The sequence below is a fragment of the Mesorhizobium sp. Primo-A genome (assembly GCF_003997175.1).
GTDB classification, from domain to species: Bacteria; Pseudomonadota; Alphaproteobacteria; order Rhizobiales; family Rhizobiaceae; genus Mesorhizobium; species Mesorhizobium ciceri.
This window is the reverse complement of sequence record NZ_RZTG01000012.1, coordinates 155900-173530: the sequence shown is the minus strand read 5'-3', so window position 1 is coordinate 173530 and position 17631 is coordinate 155900. Positions and strand designations below refer to the sequence as shown.

Sequence of the window (17631 nt, the reverse complement as noted above, 5' to 3'; positions counted from 1 at the left end):
GGCGTGGACTGGCGTCGGCGTTTGGCTGAAGCCTACGGGGAGAAAACATGGCTCAAGCTCAGGAATTCGAGAAGGTTCTCTCGAGCAGCGACACCAGCGTTGCTGCTTTTGACGAGCACAAATCGGCCGTCAAGCGTATCCAGCATTTCTTGCATTCGACGCCGGCCGCGGTGCCGCTGATCGTCCTGGTTCTGGCGATCATCGTCTTCGGCATCACCATCGGTGGGCGTTTCTTTTCGTCCTACACGCTGACGCTTATCCTGCAGCAGATCGCCATCATCGGCATTCTGGGGGCTGCGCAGACATTGGTCATCCTGACCGCAGGCATCGACCTGTCGATTGGTGTGATCATGGTGATTTCAGCGGTGATCATGGGCAATTGCGCGGTCTCCTACGGCATGCCGAGCGCGCTCGCAGTGGCGATCGGGCTTGCCGCCGGCGCCGCCTGCGGGCTGCTCAACGGGGTGCTTGTCGCCTACATGAAGCTACCACCCTTCATCGTGACGCTTGGCACCTGGAACATCGTCATGGCCACGAACTTCATCTATTCGGCCAACGAGACGATCCGCGACACCGACGTCGATACCCAGGCGCCGCTGCTGCATCTCTTTGCCATCAGCTTCAAGGTCGGCACTGCGGTGCTGACGCTCGGCGTCATTGCCACGGTCCTGCTCGTGATGATCCTCTGGTACGTGCTCAATCACACGGCGTGGGGCCGCCATGTCTACGCCGTTGGCGATGACCAGGAGGCGGCGAAGCTGTCGGGCATCCAGACCAAGAAGGTGTTGATGACGGTCTACACCTTGGCCGGCCTGATCGCCGCTTTCGCGGCCTGGGTCTCCATTGGCCGCAACGGCTCGATCTCGCCGTCGGCTGCCGTCACCGACTACAATCTGCAGGCCATCACCGCGACGGTGATCGGCGGTATTTCCCTCTTCGGCGGACGCGGCTCCATCCTGGGCACGCTGTTCGGCGCGATGATCGTCGGCGTCGTTTCCATGGGCCTCAACATGCTGGGCGCCGATCCGCAATGGAAGGTGCTGCTCACCGGTGTGCTGATCATCGGCGCCGTGGCAGTCGACCAATGGATCAGAAAGGTGTCGGCATGACCATGACCCAGGAGCCCATCCTCACCGCGCGTGGCCTGATCAAGCGCTATGGCCGTGTCACCGCCCTCGACAATGCCGACTTCGACCTTTATCCCGGCGAAATCCTCGCCGTCATCGGCGACAACGGCGCCGGCAAGTCGTCGCTCATCAAGGCGATTTCCGGCGCGGCCGTGCCCGACGAAGGCGAGATCCGGCTTGAAGGCAAACCCGTCGCCTTTAAATCGCCGATGGAGGCACGCGAAGCCGGCATCGAGACCGTCTACCAGAATCTGGCACTGTCGCCGGCGCTCTCGATCGCCGATAACATGTTCCTTGGCCGCGAGATCCGCAAACCGGGTTTTCTGGGCGATTGGCTGCGTATGCTCGACCGTCCGGCGATGGAAAAGCGCGCCCGCGACAAGCTTACCGAGCTTGGCCTGATGACCATCCAGAACATCAGCCAGGCTGTGGAAACGCTCTCGGGGGGCCAGAGGCAGGGCGTTGCGGTGGCGCGCGCGGCCGCCTTCGGCAGTCGTGTGGTGATCATGGACGAGCCGACGGCCGCCCTTGGCGTCAAGGAAAGCCGCCGCGTGCTCGAGTTGATCCTCGACGTCAAGAAGCGCGGCCTGCCGATCGTGCTGATCTCGCACAACATGCCGCATGTGTTCGAAGTGGCCGACCGCATTCACATCCACCGGCTCGGCCGTCGCCTCTGCGTCATCGATCCCAAGCAATATACGATGTCCGATGCCGTGGCCTTCATGACCGGAGCAAAGGTTCCGCCCGAGGCAGCGCTGGCGGCCTGATACATGTCGCCCAAGTGCTGGAGGGTTGGCGGCACGGCAGGCACGGAACAGGAATTTGAAGCGCGTCGCGCGACCGTCTTGGCGCGTCACACTTGCGAATTGCCAAATTGCCGCAGGGGGCATGCCGGTTCGGGCATGTTTAAATCGATTGAATATATAGCGGTATCAGCTAGCATGGGCTGGGAGGAGCGATGAAAGCCGGTATGATCATGGCAACCGCACGAGAGGCATCATGACGAGCGCGATGACATCCGAACCCCTTCCTCCACTGCTCGAAAATCCTGATCCCAAGACACTCGCACGTGAAGTCTTGGTGGCCCTCAAATACCGGGTCGGCAAGGATACCGCCGTTGCGACCCAGTACGACTGGCTGACCGCCTCGATCAAGGTCGTGCGCGACCGGATCGTCGATCGCTGGATGCAGGCGACGAAGGAGGCGTACGATCAGAAGGAAAAACGCGTCTATTATCTGTCTCTGGAGTTCCTCATCGGCCGCCTGATGCGCGACGCCTTCTCCAATCTCGGCCTGATGGACAACATGCGCGAGGCCCTGTCGTCCCTGGGCGTCGATCTCGATCTCATCGCCGCACTCGAGCCGGATGCCGCACTTGGCAATGGCGGCCTCGGGCGGCTTGCGGCCTGCTTCATGGAAAGCATGGCGACCGTCGACATTCCCGCGCATGGCTACGGCATCCGCTATGCCAACGGCATGTTCCGCCAGGAGATTCACGACGGCTGGCAGGTCGAATTGCCTGAAACCTGGCTCGATCACGGCAACCCGTGGGAATTCGAACGCCGTGAGCGCTCGTTCGAGGTCGGTTTCGGCGGTTCGGTGGAATCGATCACCTCCAAGGACGGACGCCTCGAACGCCATGTCTGGAAGCCGACCGAGCATGTGCTGGCCGTCGCCTATGATACGCCCGTCGTCGGCTGGCGGGCCAACCGCGTCAACACGCTGCGGCTCTGGTCGGGCATGCCGGTCGATCCGATCCTGCTCGACAAGTTCAATGCCGGCGACCACATCGGCGCGCTCGCCGAAAGCAACAAGGCCGATGCCTTGTCGCGCGTGCTCTATCCCGCCGATTCCCACAAGGCCGGGCAGGAACTGCGGCTTCGGCAGGAATATTTCTTCTCCACCGCATCGCTGCAGGACATCGTTCAGCGCCATCTCAGCCAATATGGCGACCTGAAGTCCTTGCCCGACAAGGCTGCGATCCACCTGAACGACACCCATCCGGCCATCGCTGTGCCGGAGTTGATGCGCCTGTTGATGGACGTCCACGGCATGGACTTCGATCAGGCCTGGGACATCACCCAGCGCACCTTCGGCTACACCAACCACACGCTGCTGCCCGAGGCACTGGAAAGCTGGCCGGTGCCGCTGTTCGAGCGGCTTTTGCCGCGCCACATGCAGATCGTCTATGCCATCAACGCTGAAGTGCTTCTGGAGGCGCGTGCGTCCAACCAGTTCTCGGACGAGCAGATCGGCCGCATCTCGCTGATCCAGGAAAATGGCGACCGCCGGGTGCGCATGGGCAATCTGGCCTTTGTCGGTTCGCACTCGATCAACGGCGTTTCGGCGCTTCACACCGACCTGATGAAGGAGACGGTGTTCGCCGATCTGCACAAGCTCTATCCCGATCGCATCAACAACAAGACCAACGGCATCACGCCGCGGCGCTGGCTGATCCAGTGTAATCCCGGGCTGACGTCGCTTGCCCGCGAGGCGATCGGCGACCGCTTTCTCGATGACATCGACGCCATCAAGGATCTCGACGGTTTCGCCGGCGATGCCGCCTTTCGCGACAAGTTCGCCGCCGTCAAGCGAGCCAACAAGGCGCGGCTGGCCAACCTCGTCGCCGACCGGCTCGGCATCAAGGTCGATCCCTCGGCGCTTTTCGACATCCAGATCAAGCGTATCCATGAATACAAGCGCCAGCTTCTGAATATCCTCGAGGCGATTGCCCTCTACGACCAGATCCGCTCGCATCCCGAGCGCGACTGGATGCCGCGCGTGAAATTCTTCGGCGGCAAGGCGGCGCCCAGCTACCACAATGCCAAGCTGATCATCAAACTCGCCAACGATGTCGCCAAGGTCATCAACCGCGATCCGGCCGTGCGCGGTCTGCTGAAGGTGGTGTTCGTGCCGAACTACAATGTCAGCCTTGCCGAGATCATGATGCCGGCCGCCGATCTGTCCGAACAGATCTCGACCGCCGGCATGGAAGCGTCGGGCACCGGCAACATGAAGTTCGCGCTGAACGGTGCGCTGACCATCGGCACGCTCGACGGTGCCAATGTCGAGATCAAGGAATGCGTCGGCGACGACAACATCTTCATCTTCGGCCTGACCACCGCCGAGGTCGCCGAGCGGCGCAACAACGGCTACGATCCGCGCGCCGTCATCGAAGGCTCGCCTGAGCTGGCGCAAGCGGTTGCGGCTGTTTCGTCAGGCGTCTTCTCGCCGGACGATCCGGAGCGTTACCGCGATCTCATCAACGGTCTCTACAACAGCGACTGGTTCATGGTTGCCGCCGATTTCGATGCCTATGCCGCCGCCCAGCGTGAGGTCGATGCGGTCTGGCGCAACAGTCCCGACTGGTACGCCCGGGCAATCCGCAACGTTGCGCGTGTCGGCTGGTTCTCCTCCGATCGCACGATCCGCCAATATGCGAAAGAAATCTGGAACGTGCCTGTCTGATGTGATTGCATGAGGCCGCAAACAATGTGGTCCCGGTGATGTGAATTTGAATGTTGGATTTACATCACTAGAAACAAACACTTGGTGCCCGGGGAGGGACACTGCCTGATGAAGAAGCCGCGCGCGACCGCTGCGACAAGCGGGCCGGATGGACTGGCGCCAGCCGGCGATGTTGCGGCGATTGTTGCCGGCACGCACGGAGATCCCTTCGCCGTCCTTGGTGTCCATGAGGTCGGCAAGAGCCTGTATGCCCGGTGCTTTGTTCCGAATGCCGAATTCGTCACCGCCTACACGCTGACCGGCACCATCGCGGGTGAACTGTCCAGGCGCAACGATGGCGGCTTTTTCGAAGGCAAGCTCTCGATCAAGAAGCGGCAACCCCTGCGCTATCATGCCAGGAACGCCGGCGGCGACTGGTGGCTGACCGATCCCTATTCGTTCGGTCCGGTGCTGGGCCCGATGGACGATTACTACATCGCCCAAGGCTCGCATCTCAGGCTGTTCGATAAGCTCGGCGCCCATGTCATTGATCACGAAGGCGCCACCGGAGTGCATTTCGCCGTCTGGGCTCCCAATGCGCGGCGCGTCTCGGTGGTCGGCGACTTCAACGAGTGGGACGGCCGCCGGCACACCATGCGAGACCGCCGCGACACCGGCATCTGGGAACTGTTCATACCCGACATCGGTGCCGGACGACCCTACAAATACGAGATCATCGGCCCCGATGGTGTGAGGCTGCCGCTGAAGGCCGACCCGTTCGCCTTCAAATCCGAACTGCGTCCGGCTACTGCTTCGGTCGTGGCGGTGCCGCCGGCGCACGAGTGGGGCGACGAGGCGCATCGCAATTTCTGGCGCAATGCCGATCACCGGCGAGAAGCCATCTCGATCTACGAGGTCCATGCCGGCTCCTGGCAGCTTCGCGACGACGGAACGTTCCTGTCATGGGACGAGTTGGCCGACCGGCTGATCCCCTATGTGGTTGAGACCGGTTTCACCCACATCGAATTCATGCCGATCTCTGAACATCCCTACGACCCGTCCTGGGGCTACCAGACGACCGGCCTTTACGCGCCATCGGCCCGCTTTGGCGACCCGGACGGCTTTGCCCGTTTCGTCGATGGCGCCCACCGCGCCGGCGTCGGCGTCATCCTCGACTGGGTGCCGGCACATTTCCCGGTCGACGCGCATGGCCTGGCCAATTTCGATGGCACCGCGCTCTATGAACATGCCGATCCGCGCAAGGGTTTTCATCCCGACTGGAACACCGCGATCTACAATTTCGGCCGCCGCGAGGTGGTGTCGTTCCTGGTCAACAATGCGCTGTTCTGGGCCGAGAAATACCATGTCGACGGTTTGCGCGTCGACGCGGTCGCCTCGATGCTCTACCTCGACTATTCACGCAAGGCCGGCGAATGGATCCCCAACGAGAAGGGCGGCCGCGAGAATCTCGAGGCGGTCAGCTTCCTGCAGAAGATGAACAAGGAGGTCTACGGCCATCATCCGGGCGTCATGACCATAGCCGAGGAATCGACCTCATGGCCGAAGGTCTCGGCACCGGTGCATGAAGGCGGCCTCGGCTTCGGCTTCAAGTGGAATATGGGCTTCATGCACGACACGCTGGAGTATTTCTCCAAGGAGCCGATCTTCCGAAAGCACCACCACAACGACCTCACCTTCGGCCTGACCTACGCCTTCTCGGAGAATTTCGTGCTGCCGCTCTCGCATGACGAGGTTGTGCACGGCAAAGGCACGTTGCTTGGCAAGATGGCCGGCGACGACTGGCAGAAGTTTGCGACGCTACGCGCCTACTACGCTTTCATGTGGGGCTATCCCGGCAAGAAGCTGCTTTTCATGGGGCAGGAGTTCGCGCAGCGCCGCGAATGGAGCGAGGCGCGCGCGCTCGACTGGAACCTGCTTGAATTCCGGCCGCATCGCGGCGTTTGGCAGACGGTGCGCGATCTCAACTATCTCTACCGTTCGCGCCCGGCGCTGCATGGCCGCGACTGCGAACCGGAAGGGTTTTCCTGGCTGATCGTCGACGACAGCCAGAATTCGGTTTTTGCCTGGCTGCGCAGCGCGCCGGGCGGCAGCCCGGTGGCCGTCATTTCCAATTTCACGCCGGTGCCGCGCGATAATTATCGCGTGCCGTTGCCGACATCAGGCAAATGGCGCGAGATCATCAACACCGACGCTTCTGAATATGGCGGTTCCGGCAAGGGCAATGGCGGCATGGTCGAGGCACGGGCGGAGGAAGGAAGCATCGCCGCGACGATGCTCTTGCCGCCGCTGTCCACGATCATGCTCGAGCTCGTCGCCGACTGAACCCATCGACACTGAGTAACATGTCGAGATCGAGTAACTTGGGAGGGTAGAAATGGCAGACTTGAAACGGACCCAGCCGCTGGCGCGCGATGCCATGGCCTATGTATTGGCCGGCGGCCGTGGCAGCCGCCTCAAGGAACTGACCGACCGGCGTGCCAAGCCGGCCGTCTATTTCGGCGGCAAGACGCGCATCATCGACTTCGCGCTCTCCAACGCGCTTAACTCCGGCATTCGACGCCTCGGCGTTGCCACCCAGTACAAGGCACATTCGCTGATCCGTCATTTGCAGCGCGGCTGGAACTTCCTGCGCCCAGAGCGAAACGAAAGCTTCGACATCCTGCCGGCCAGCCAGCGCGTCTCGGAAACGCAGTGGTATGAGGGCACGGCTGACGCCGTCTATCAGAACATCGACATCATCGAGGCCTACGGACCCGAATACATGGTCATCCTGGCTGGCGACCACATCTACAAGATGGACTACGAGATGATGCTTCGCCAGCACGTCGACGCCAATGCCGACGTCACCGTTGGCTGCCTCGAAGTGCCGCGCATGGAAGCCACCGGCTTCGGCGTCATGCATGTCGATGGCAAGGACAACATCATCGCCTTCGTCGAAAAGCCCGCCGATCCGCCCGGCATTCCCGATAAGCCGGAGTTTGCCTTGGCCTCGATGGGCATTTACGTCTTCAAGACCAAGTTTCTGATGGAGCAGTTGCGCCGCGATGCGGCCGAGCCGGGCTCGAGCCGCGACTTCGGCAAGGACATCATCCCCTATATCGTCCAGCACGGTAAGGCGATCGCGCACCGCTTCGCCAAGTCCTGCGTCCGTTCGACCGCCGAGAACGAGGCCTACTGGCGCGACGTCGGAACGGTCGACGCCTATTGGGAAGCCAATATCGACCTGACCGATATCACGCCGGAACTCGACCTCTACGACCGCGACTGGCCGATCTGGACCTATGCCGAATTGAAGCCGCCGGCAAAGTTCGTGCATGACGAGGATGGCCGCCGCGGTTCGGCTGTGTCTTCGCTGGTTTCGGGCGATTGCATCGTCTCGGGGGCTTCGCTGAAAAAAAGCCTGATCTTCACCGGCGCGCGCATCAATTCCTATTCGACGCTCGAAGAAGTCGTCATGCTGCCCGACGTTCATGTCGGCCGGAACGCAAAGTTGAAGCGCGTGGTCATCGACCATGGTGTTAGGATACCGGAAGGGCTGGTGGTCGGCGAAGATCCTATTCTCGACGCCAAGCGCTTCCGCGTTTCCGAAAAGGGCATCTGCCTGGTCACCCAGGACATGATCGACAAGCTGGGGCTCTGACGCATGCAGGTTCTGTCGGTCACGCCGGAAATTTTCCCGCTCATCAAGACCGGTGGGCTTGCCGACGTGACCGGCGCGCTGCCCATTGCCTTGGCGGCCAAGGGCGTGACCGTGCGCACGCTCATGCCCGGCTTTCCGACCGTCATGGCTGCCTTCAAGAAAAAGCGGGCGGTTCTGCAATACCCCTTGCTGCAGGGCGGCAAGGCCTCTGTCCATTCCGTCCAACTCGCCGGGCTCGAACTGTTCGTGCTCGATGCGCCGCATCTGTTCGACCGTCCCGGCGGCCCCTATGGCAATGCGACCGGCGTCGACTGGCCAGACAATTGGCGGCGTTTCGCGGCGTTGAGCCAGGTCGGCGGCGACATCGCCGGCGGCGCCATCTCGGGCTACCAGCCCGACATCGTGCACGCCCATGACTGGCAGTCGGCGATGACGCTGGCCTATATGCGCTATGGCAAGGCGGTCGGCGTGCCTTCGATGATGACCGTCCACAACCTCGCCTTCCAGGGCCAGTTCGGCGCCGGCATTTTCGGCGAGCTTGGCTTGCCGGCGGCGGCGATGGCGCTCGACGGCGTCGAATATTATGGTGGTGTCGGCTTCCTCAAGGCGGGCCTGCAGGCCGCCTGGGCGATCACCACGGTCAGTCCGACCTACGCGCAGGAAATCCGCTCGCCCGAATTCGGCATGGGCCTCGACGGCCTCATCAACATGCGCTCCAGCGATCTCCATGGCATCGTCAACGGCATCGACACCGGCATCTGGGATCCGGAAACCGACAAGCATCTGGTGTCCAACTACACGGGCAGCACGCTGAAGGCGCGCGCACCCAACAGGGCTGCCGTGGAGGATCGCTTCAGCCTTGAGCGCGATGACAGCCCGATCGTCTGCGTGGTCAGCCGCCTGACCTGGCAAAAGGGCATGGACATATTGGCGCTGGTGGTCGACGGCATTGTCGCGACGGGTGCGCGGCTCGCCATCCTGGGATCGGGCGATGCCGGTCTCGAAGGCGCGCTGCTTGCCGCCGCCGCCAGGCATCGCGGCCGCATCGGCGTCGTCGTCGGCTACGACGAGGGGCTGTCGCACATCATGCAGGGCGGCTGCGACGCCATCGTCATCCCCTCGCGCTTCGAACCGTGCGGGCTGACGCAGCTTTACGGCCTGCGCTATGGCTGCGTGCCGGTGGTCGCGCGCACCGGCGGCCTCGCCGACACGGTCATCGACGCCAATGAGGCTGCCGTCTCTGCCGGCGTCGCCACCGGCTTCCAGTTCGCGCCCAACAATGGCGGCGCCTTGCTGCACGCTATCCGCCGCCTCGTCGACGCCCATGCCAGTCCGACGGTCTGGGAATCACTGCAGCGCCAGGGCATGAAAGCCGATGTGTCGTGGGACAAGAGCGCGGAAAAATACGTCGAACTCTATCGTTCGCTGCTTTCGAAAAGGGTTGCCTGAAGCATGATACGGACCGTTCCCACCAAGCCTTATTCCGACCAGAAGCCCGGCACGTCGGGCCTGCGCAAGAAGGTGCCTGTCTTTCAGCAGGAGCACTATGCCGAGAATTTCATCCAGTCGATCTTCGACGCGCTCGACGGTTTCAAGGGCAAGACCCTGGTGATCGGTGGCGACGGCCGCTTCTACAACCGCGAGGTCATCCAGAAGGCCATCGCCATCGCAGCCGCCAACGGCTTCGGCAAGGTGATGGTCGGGCAGGGCGGCATCCTGTCGACGCCAGCCGCTTCGCATGTCATCCGCAAATACAAGACCTTCGGCGGCATCATCCTGTCGGCCAGCCACAATCCGGGCGGCCCGCATGAGGATTTCGGCATCAAGTACAATGCCGGCAATGGCGGCCCGGCGCCGGAAAAGCTCACCGACGCGATCTTCGAAAAGACCAAGGCGATTTCGAGCTTCAAGATCGCCGATATCGATCCGATCGACATCGACACAACAGGCACGGTCAAGGCCGCCGGCATGACGGTCGAGATCATCGATCCGGTCGTGGACTATGCCGCGCTGATGGAAAGCCTGTTCGATTTCGACGCCCTGCGCAAACTCTTCAAGTCCGGCTTCCGCATGCGCTTCGACGCCATGCACGCGGTGACCGGTCCCTACGCCAAGGAGATCCTGGAAAACCGGCTCGGCGCGCCCAATGGCACCTGCCGCAATTTCAAGCCGCTGCCGGATTTCGGCGGCCATCACCCGGACCCTAACCTCGTCCATGCCAAGCACCTCTATGACGAGATGATGGGACCGGACGCACCGGATTTCGGCGCCGCCTCGGATGGCGATGGCGACCGCAATCTGATCATCGGCAAGGGCATTTTCGTCACCCCGTCGGATTCGGTCGCCATGCTCGCCGCCAATGCGCGTCTGGCGCCCGGCTACAAGGCCGGTTTGAAAGGCATTGCACGCTCGATGCCGACCAGTGGCGCGGCCGATCGCGTTGCTGAAAAACTCGGCGTCGGCATCTATGAGACTCCGACCGGCTGGAAATTCTTCGGCAATCTGCTCGATGCCGACATGGCGACGATCTGCGGTGAAGAGAGTGCCGGCACCGGCTCCAACCATGTCCGCGAAAAGGACGGCCTGTGGGCGGTGCTTTTGTGGCTCAACATCCTCGCCGCGCGTGGCGAAAGCTGCAAGCAGATCGTCACCGAGCACTGGGCGACCTACGGTCGCAACTACTATTCGCGGCATGATTATGAAGAGGTCGAGAGCGACCGCGCCAACGCGCTGGTCGACGAACTGCGTGCCAAGCTCGGCTCGCTGCCTGGCACCAGCGTGCGCGGCCTGAAAATCGCCAGTGCCGACGATTTTGCCTATCACGATCCGGTCGACGGTTCGATCAGCGAGCATCAGGGCATCAGGGTTCTGTTCGAAGGTGGTTCGCGGGTCGTCTTTCGGCTGTCCGGCACCGGCACGTCGGGCGCGACGTTGCGCGTCTACATCGAGCGCTACGAGCCGGACAAGTCTCGGCACGATCTCGACACCCAGGCCGCCCTTGCCGATCTGATTGCCGCGGCTGACGATATTGCCGGGATTCACAGCCATACCGGCCGCCCCAAGCCGAGCGTGATCACTTGAGAGTGGCTGCGCGCGTTTCACCTTCTCCCCTTGTGGGAGAAGGTGGCCGAGCGAAGCTCGGTCGGATGAGGGGTGCTCCAGCTTGGCGCAAACCGATGTCCAGATCACTAACGCCGCGTTCCTTTCAACACCCCTCATCCGTCTCGGCGCTGCGCGCCGATCCACCTTCTCCCGCGAGGGGAGAAGGTGAGGCGCGGGCATGACCCAGCTCGGCGCCACAGTCACCCGCGAAGGCATCCGCTTTGCCGCCTGGTCGCAGGCCGCCCGTCGGCTTTGGGTCTCGATCTTCGACGAGCAGGGCATGCGGGAAATCGAACGGCTCGAACTGCAGCGGGAAGGCGAGGGCGTCCACGCGCTGTTCGTTGCAGGTCTTGGCTCCGGAACCCGCTACGGTTTCCGCGCCGACGGGGACTATGCGCCGGAGCATGGACTGTGGTTCGACCCCGACAAATTGCTGACCGATCCCTACGCCGTCGAGATTGACAGGCCTTATGCCTATGACTGGCGGCTGGCCGATCGCCGGGGCGAGGGGGGCGATACCGCGTCGCTGATGCCGAAGGCGATCGCGGCTGCGCTACCGAAGCCTGTGCAGGCTGCGCCGCCGCTCTTCCGCGCCGGCGGCCTGGTCTACGAAATTCCGGTGCGCGCCTTCACCATGCTGCATTCGGACGTTCCCGAAAAATTGCGCGGAACAGTCGCCGCACTTGCTCAACCGGCGATCGTCGAGCACCTGAAAAAACTCGGCGTTGGCGCGGTCGAATTGATCCCGGTGACCGCGTCGATCGACGAACGGCATCTGCCGCCGCTCGGGCTGCGCAACGCCTGGGGCTACAATCCCGTGACGTTCATGGCCCTCGATCCGCGCCTTGCGCCGGGCGGCATCATGGAACTGCGAAACACGGTCGCTGTGCTGCGCCAGGCTGGTATCGGCGTCATCCTCGACCTCGTCTTCAACCACACCGGCGAGAGCGACAGGCTTGGTCCCACGCTGTCGCTGCGCGGCTTCGACAACCAGGCCTACTACCGGCACACACCTGATGGCAGGCTGGCCAACGACACCGGTACCGGCAACACAGTCGCTTGCGACCATCCTGTGGTCCAGGAGATGGTCCTCGACACGCTTCGCCATTTCGTCAGGGATGCCGGTGTCGATGGCTTCCGCTTCGACCTCGCTCCCATTCTGGGGCGGGTCGAGGGCACATTCGATGCCGAGGCGCCGCTGCTGAGAGCGATGCGCGATGACGCACTGCTGGCCGATCGCGTGTTGATCGCCGAGCCGTGGGACATCGGCCCCGACGGCTATCAGCTCGGCAATTTTCCAGCGCCCTTCCTCGAATGGAACGACAAGTATCGCGACGATGTAAGACGGTTCTGGCGTGGCGACGCCGGCATGGTCGGCGCCCTGGCGACCCGGCTCGCCGGTTCGTCAGATGTGTTTGCCGCGAACGGGCAAGGCGCCAGCCGCAGTGTCAATTTCATCGCCGCCCATGACGGCATGACGCTCGCCGACATCGTGCGCTACGAGCGCAAGCACAACGAAGCCAATGGCGAGCAGAACCGCGACGGCCACAATGAAAACCTGTCCTGGAACAACGGCGTGGAAGGTGATGCGGACAACCCGGCCGTGGCAGCGGCTCGCCAGAACGACCAGCGCGCTCTGCTCGCCGCGCTGTTTGCCTCGCGCGGCACCATCATGCTGACCGCGGGCGACGAATTCGGCCGCACCCAGCAAGGCAACAACAACGCCTATGCCCAGGACAACGAGATCACCTGGCTCGACTGGGCCGGCCGCGACCAGGCGCTGGAGCGCTACACGGCGGAACTCTCGAGGCTGCGCCGATCGATGCCGGCGCTTTCCGACACAAGCTTCCTCACTGGCCAGCCGCCGGCAGGTTCGGAGATACCGGACGTCGCATGGCTTGCTGAGACGGGCGCGCCGCTCGATGAACAGAGCTGGCAGGATCCGCAGCGGCACCGTCTTGTCATGGTCCTGAGTGGCGCCAGCGATGACGACCGCCGTCTTGCGGTGCTTGTCAACGGCGATCGCCGGGCCTGCATGTTCACCTTGCCTGAACGAGACGGATTCTTCTGGGCCCCAGCTATCGAAGCGCCGGATGCGGCGGATATCTCGCGGCCAATATCCGGGCGGACGATGATCTTCATGATCGAACGAGCGCAGGCCGGCACAAGGGAGAAGCGCAATGGCGGCGAGTGACAAGAAGGGATGGTGGCGCGGTTGCGCCATCTACCAGATCTATCCGCGCTCCTTCCAGGACACGACCGGCGATGGCAGCGGCGATCTCGCCGGTATCACATCGAGGCTCGCCCATGTCGCCTCGCTCGGTGTCGGCGCCATCTGGCTGTCGCCTTTCTTCAAGTCGCCGATGGCCGATATGGGCTACGACGTGTCGGACTACTGCGATGTCGATCCGATGTTCGGCACGCTCGAGGATTTCGATGCGCTGGTCGCCGAGGCGCATCGTCTCGGCCTGAAGATCATCATCGACCAGGTGCTGTCGCATTCATCCGACAAGCACGACTGGTTTGTCGAAAGCCGCGCCAGCCGCGATAACCCCAAAGCCGACTGGTATGTCTGGGCCGATACCAAGCCAGATGGCAGCGCGCCAAACAACTGGCTCTCCGTCTTCGGTGGCCCGGCCTGGGAATGGGATTCTACCCGCCGGCAGTATTACATGCACAATTTCCTCCCCTCGCAGCCCGATCTGAATTTCCACAATCCGGAGGTTCAGGACGCGCTTCTGGAAACTGTGCGCTTCTGGCTGGAGCGCGGCGTCGACGGTTTTCGGCTCGATACGGTCAATTACTATGTCCACGACCGCTGGTTGCGCAGCAATCCACCCTTGGCATCAAGCGTCGCCGGCACCAACAGCGAGACCAACACCTACCTTTACCAGGAGCACCTGTTCGACAAGACGCAGCCGGAAAACCTGGCGTTCCTGCGCCGCTTCAGGGCGCTGCTCGACGAATATGACGACCGCGCCGCCGTCGGCGAGATCGGCGATGAAGGCCGCTCGCTGCAGACGCTCGCGGCCTACACTTCAGGCGGCGACAAGCTGCATATGTGTTACACCTTCGACCTGCTCGGTCCGCAGTTCTCGGCTGCGCATGTGCGTGGCTGCGTCGAAGCCTTCGAGGCGGCCGTCTCCGACGGCTGGGTCTGCTGGGCCTTCTCCAACCATGACGTGGCGCGCCATGTCAGCCGCTGGACAAGGCCGGACAGCGAGCCCGACGCGGTCGCAAGATTCTCGATCATGCTGCTCGCCTGCCTGCGCGGCTCGATCTGCCTCTACGAGGGCGAGGAACTCGGGCTGGAGGAGGCGGAGCTGGCCTATGAAGATCTGCGCGATCCCGTCGGCATCCGCTTCTGGCCAGGCGTCAAGGGCAGGGATGGGTGCCGCACGCCGATGGTGTGGGAGGCCGGCGCCGACAATGCAGGCTTCTCCACGGCCAGGCCCTGGCTGCCGATACCGGCCAGCCATCGCGCTCGCGCCGTTGACGTCCAGAATGCCGACACGGTCTCTGTGCTCGCGTCCTACCGGGCTGCGCTGGCCTTGCGCGGGGAGCATGAGGCGCTGATATCCGGCTCGATCCGCTTTCTCGACGCCAAGGGTGACCTGCTCGCTTTCATCCGCGACGGCGGCGGTGAAAGACTGCTCTGTGTCTTCAATTTCGCCGGAGGACCGGCCAATTGGCCGTTGCCGGGGGACATCGGAGCGGTTGCGCAGCTGGATGGCAATGCCGCGGTCGTCGAGACTGAGCTTTTGCTGCCAGCGCTCGGAGCCTTTTTGGGCAGGCTCGACTGATATCCCGACGTTACTGCACCAGCACGGCACGTCCGCATGTCGCGCCGGTGACCCGGACATCGGCCACGCCGAGATGCACGCCGAGCGTATCGAGTAGATTGTAAAGCAATGTGTCGACTGGTGCGGTCACGGTTTTCAGAAGCGTCGTCACAGCTGGCTTCACGGTGCCGAGCAACGCCGTTACGTCAAGCCCGAGGATACCAAGCGCATTGACGGAAAGCGACAACTTGTCGACCAGTGACGTTGTCAGCGTCTGGGTAATGTCCCGTGTCGGCGTCGTCTTGATGGTTTTGGCGGCGATCTCGGTTTTGTTGAAGACCAGGTTGGTCGGGCTGACGTTGGTGATGTCGGCACCCGCCGAACCCTTCACCAGTATTAGCGGGATTTTTAGCAGCAGCAGATTGAGGCTGACATCCGCGATGTTGGCGTCGGAGAACGACTGCGGGTTGCTGAAATCCGCGAAGGCGGTGGGGCTGTTATCGGCATCGCTGGCGGCAAGGTTCACCGCCGCGATGCCGGGCTTCGCGGCAATGGTAACCTTCAGGCTGTCGGGGCCGGTCGGGCAGTTGATGTCGGTCAGCTTGGCCTCGGCGTAGGCTACTTCGACATTCAGCGGCAGCTTGACCGACAGCAGGCTGATACCGCCGCCCAGGTTTGGGTTGCCGACGCCGACCGTGACAAGCAGCTTAATGCGCGTTTGCGCGGTGCGAACCACGGTGCCGGCTTCTCCAACCGCCAGCCATGGCGAGGATTGCGGTGGTTCGCCGATGGCGATGGCGAGCGTGGTCGACAGCACCCCGGGAATGGTGGCTCCGAGGGCGACGTCGACCTGTTTTGAACCGTTTGCCAGTCCGGCGGCGGCCGTCAGCATTCCCAAGGCGCTGGCGTCGACGCCGAGGCCGGCGGGCCTTTGGCCGAGGCCCAACTTGCCGACGGAGCCGAGATCGACCAGATGACTGAGCGGGATCTGGACCGTGCTGGTCGACTTGGACGCGATCGTCTGCAGGGCGACCTTGGCCGTGTTGCCAAGCCCAGGCACATTGGCCATGGCCGTGGCGATCTGGCCGACGGTCGCCTTCGATGCCAGCACATCCGAATACGAGACGCCGGTCAGGTTCAGCTGTGTGGCAAGGCCGTCCACGAAGGAGAGCACGCTCACATCCGCGGAGATCAGCGCGTTGTAGTCCATGACACTGAGCGAGATGTTGCTGCCGAGCAGTCCGCCGAGAAGCGCGTTGAGGATACCGCCATCGAGGCTGGCGAGCCTCGATCCGACCGAGAATGTCGCCTGTGGCGTCATGCTGGCGGTGGCTTGGGTGCCGATGACGGGAGTGGGGATCAGGGAACTCGCGAAATAGCGGGCGGGGATCTTCTTCAGGGTGACACGGACGGCATTGTAGGGGGTTATGCTGGCCTGGAAACGCTGGCCCACATTGGCCCCGGATGCCACATATCGCCCGGGCGTGACCGTCACGACGGTTTTGCCGACCGCCGGCTCGATCGTCTGTCCCGAGCTTTGAACGACAACCCCTGGCATGCCGTTGTCGGTCAGCGTGGTAACGACCGCTGTATTGACATTGGTCATGTTCGAGGCGGCGGTGATCGCCGCCAGATCCACCATTGCCTGCGCTTCGCGGCGCTCGGTGTAGATCGAGGCTTCGTCGATGGCCACTGCGGCCAGCGCCAGCGCCACCGGCGCGCTCAATGCCGCCATGACGGTGAAGTTCGCTTTCCTGTCACTCAGCATCAACCGGGCAAGCCGACCGATCCCATTGCACGCATGCAGCAGCATTCAAATGCCCCCGACCCTGATCGTTGACTGGCGCCTGATCGTGGTCCCGGGCATGGCTATGCCCGGGAAAAGGTTCCAGATCGGCAGGTTGCGGGCGTCGTATTGGATGGACACCACGAACTGGCTTCCATCGGCCGTGCTGTCGTTGGCCTGGTAGGTCAACTTGCTGACATCCACGAAGGGATATCCGCCGGCATTGTTGGTGACGAAGCTGGTTACGAGCGTTTGACGTTCGGTCTGGTTCAACCCGGCAATTGCCGTGCGGGCGGCATCCGCTGCGATCTGCTGGATCGAGTTGGCGGCGCCGAAGTATATACCGTATGCAACCATTCCGAGTAGAAGAAGAATGAAAATCGGTGAAAGCAAGGCAAATTCAACCGCAGAGGTACCGCGCTCTTCTTGAAAGTTCCGCATTAGTTGACGGATTTTGGGCAATTTACTTGCTCCGTTACTCATAGCCGCCGCGCGTCTGAAGCTCGAACCGTATAGAAGGTACTCGTAATGTAACCTCAGGTTGCTTAAGAACGCATTAAGACATTCCGGCAAACTGGCATGGCTCCCGATTCGCGGTGAAAAATAGCGTCGAGGTGAAGAAACCAAGTCAAGCTTTTGGTTTCGGCTGGTGTTTCAGCGGCCACACCATAGCTTTCGTCCGCCTTACTTTGGGTGACCCAGAGAGTCTGTTGAAATAAAAATTCT

11 protein-coding genes are annotated in these 17631 nt (G+C 62.5%); 9 read left to right on the top strand and 2 right to left on the bottom strand.

What is annotated here, in order from left to right; translation table 11 throughout:
- The first annotated feature begins 47 nt into the window (after positions 1-47).
- From EOC83_RS22735 to EOC83_RS22695, 9 genes are all read left to right on the top strand, one after another.
- Positions 48-1109, top strand: a complete 1062-nt coding sequence (locus EOC83_RS22735; protein ID WP_013532703.1) for an ABC transporter permease — start codon at positions 48-50, stop codon at positions 1107-1109.
- Positions 1085-1894, top strand: coding sequence for an ATP-binding cassette domain-containing protein (locus EOC83_RS22730; protein ID WP_224621066.1), 810 nt, complete (start codon positions 1085-1087; stop codon positions 1892-1894). The genes EOC83_RS22735 and EOC83_RS22730 overlap by 25 nt, the downstream gene beginning before the upstream one ends.
- A 232-nt stretch (positions 1895-2126) precedes the next feature.
- On the top strand, positions 2127-4595 hold the full coding sequence (locus tag EOC83_RS22725) for a glycogen/starch/alpha-glucan phosphorylase (protein ID WP_013532701.1): 2469 nt from the start codon (positions 2127-2129) through the stop codon (positions 4593-4595).
- Between the two features lie 108 nt (positions 4596-4703).
- Positions 4704-6917 (top strand): 1,4-alpha-glucan branching protein GlgB, encoded by a 2214-nt coding sequence (glgB, locus tag EOC83_RS22720; protein WP_013532700.1) that lies wholly within the window; start codon positions 4704-4706, stop codon positions 6915-6917.
- A 52-nt stretch (positions 6918-6969) separates the two neighbouring features.
- On the top strand, positions 6970-8235 hold the full coding sequence (gene glgC / locus EOC83_RS22715; RefSeq protein ID WP_013532699.1) for a glucose-1-phosphate adenylyltransferase: 1266 nt from the start codon (positions 6970-6972) through the stop codon (positions 8233-8235).
- A 3-nt stretch (positions 8236-8238) separates the two neighbouring features.
- Positions 8239-9684, top strand: a complete 1446-nt coding sequence (glgA, locus tag EOC83_RS22710; protein WP_013532698.1) for a glycogen synthase GlgA — start codon at positions 8239-8241, stop codon at positions 9682-9684.
- Positions 9685-9687: 3 nt separating this feature from the next.
- Positions 9688-11316, top strand: coding sequence for an alpha-D-glucose phosphate-specific phosphoglucomutase (locus EOC83_RS22705; protein ID WP_013532697.1), 1629 nt, complete (start codon positions 9688-9690; stop codon positions 11314-11316).
- Positions 11317-11515: 199 nt separating this feature from the next.
- On the top strand, positions 11516-13531 hold the full coding sequence (gene glgX / locus EOC83_RS22700; protein ID WP_013532696.1) for a glycogen debranching protein GlgX: 2016 nt from the start codon (positions 11516-11518) through the stop codon (positions 13529-13531).
- Positions 13518-15140 (top strand): alpha-glucosidase family protein, encoded by a 1623-nt coding sequence (locus EOC83_RS22695; RefSeq protein ID WP_013532695.1) that lies wholly within the window; start codon positions 13518-13520, stop codon positions 15138-15140. The genes glgX and EOC83_RS22695 overlap by 14 nt, the downstream gene beginning before the upstream one ends.
- A gap of 10 nt (positions 15141-15150) precedes the next feature.
- Here EOC83_RS22695 and EOC83_RS22690 read toward each other — a convergent pair whose 3' ends face one another.
- Positions 15151-16932, bottom strand: a complete 1782-nt coding sequence (locus EOC83_RS22690) for a TadG family pilus assembly protein (protein ID WP_013532694.1) — start codon at positions 16930-16932, stop codon at positions 15151-15153.
- Positions 16933-17346, bottom strand: a complete 414-nt coding sequence (locus EOC83_RS22685; protein WP_174299092.1) for a TadE/TadG family type IV pilus assembly protein — start codon at positions 17344-17346, stop codon at positions 16933-16935.
- Positions 17347-17631 lie beyond the last annotated feature (285 nt).

Coding starts and splice junctions, on each gene's coding strand:
- EOC83_RS22735 (WP_013532703.1), top strand. CDS start 48: ATGGCTCAAGCTCAGGAATTCGAGAAGGTTCTCTCGAGCAGCGACACC.
- EOC83_RS22730 (WP_224621066.1), top strand. CDS start 1,085: ATGGATCAGAAAGGTGTCGGCATGACCATGACCCAGGAGCCCATCCTC.
- EOC83_RS22725 (WP_013532701.1), top strand. CDS start 2,127: ATGACGAGCGCGATGACATCCGAACCCCTTCCTCCACTGCTCGAAAAT.
- glgB (WP_013532700.1), top strand. CDS start 4,704: ATGAAGAAGCCGCGCGCGACCGCTGCGACAAGCGGGCCGGATGGACTG.
- glgC (WP_013532699.1), top strand. CDS start 6,970: ATGGCAGACTTGAAACGGACCCAGCCGCTGGCGCGCGATGCCATGGCC.
- glgA (WP_013532698.1), top strand. CDS start 8,239: ATGCAGGTTCTGTCGGTCACGCCGGAAATTTTCCCGCTCATCAAGACC.
- EOC83_RS22705 (WP_013532697.1), top strand. CDS start 9,688: ATGATACGGACCGTTCCCACCAAGCCTTATTCCGACCAGAAGCCCGGC.
- glgX (WP_013532696.1), top strand. CDS start 11,516: ATGACCCAGCTCGGCGCCACAGTCACCCGCGAAGGCATCCGCTTTGCC.
- EOC83_RS22695 (WP_013532695.1), top strand. CDS start 13,518: ATGGCGGCGAGTGACAAGAAGGGATGGTGGCGCGGTTGCGCCATCTAC.
- EOC83_RS22690 (WP_013532694.1), bottom strand. CDS start 16,932: ATGCTGCTGCATGCGTGCAATGGGATCGGTCGGCTTGCCCGGTTGATG.
- EOC83_RS22685 (WP_174299092.1), bottom strand. CDS start 17,346: ATGCGGAACTTTCAAGAAGAGCGCGGTACCTCTGCGGTTGAATTTGCC.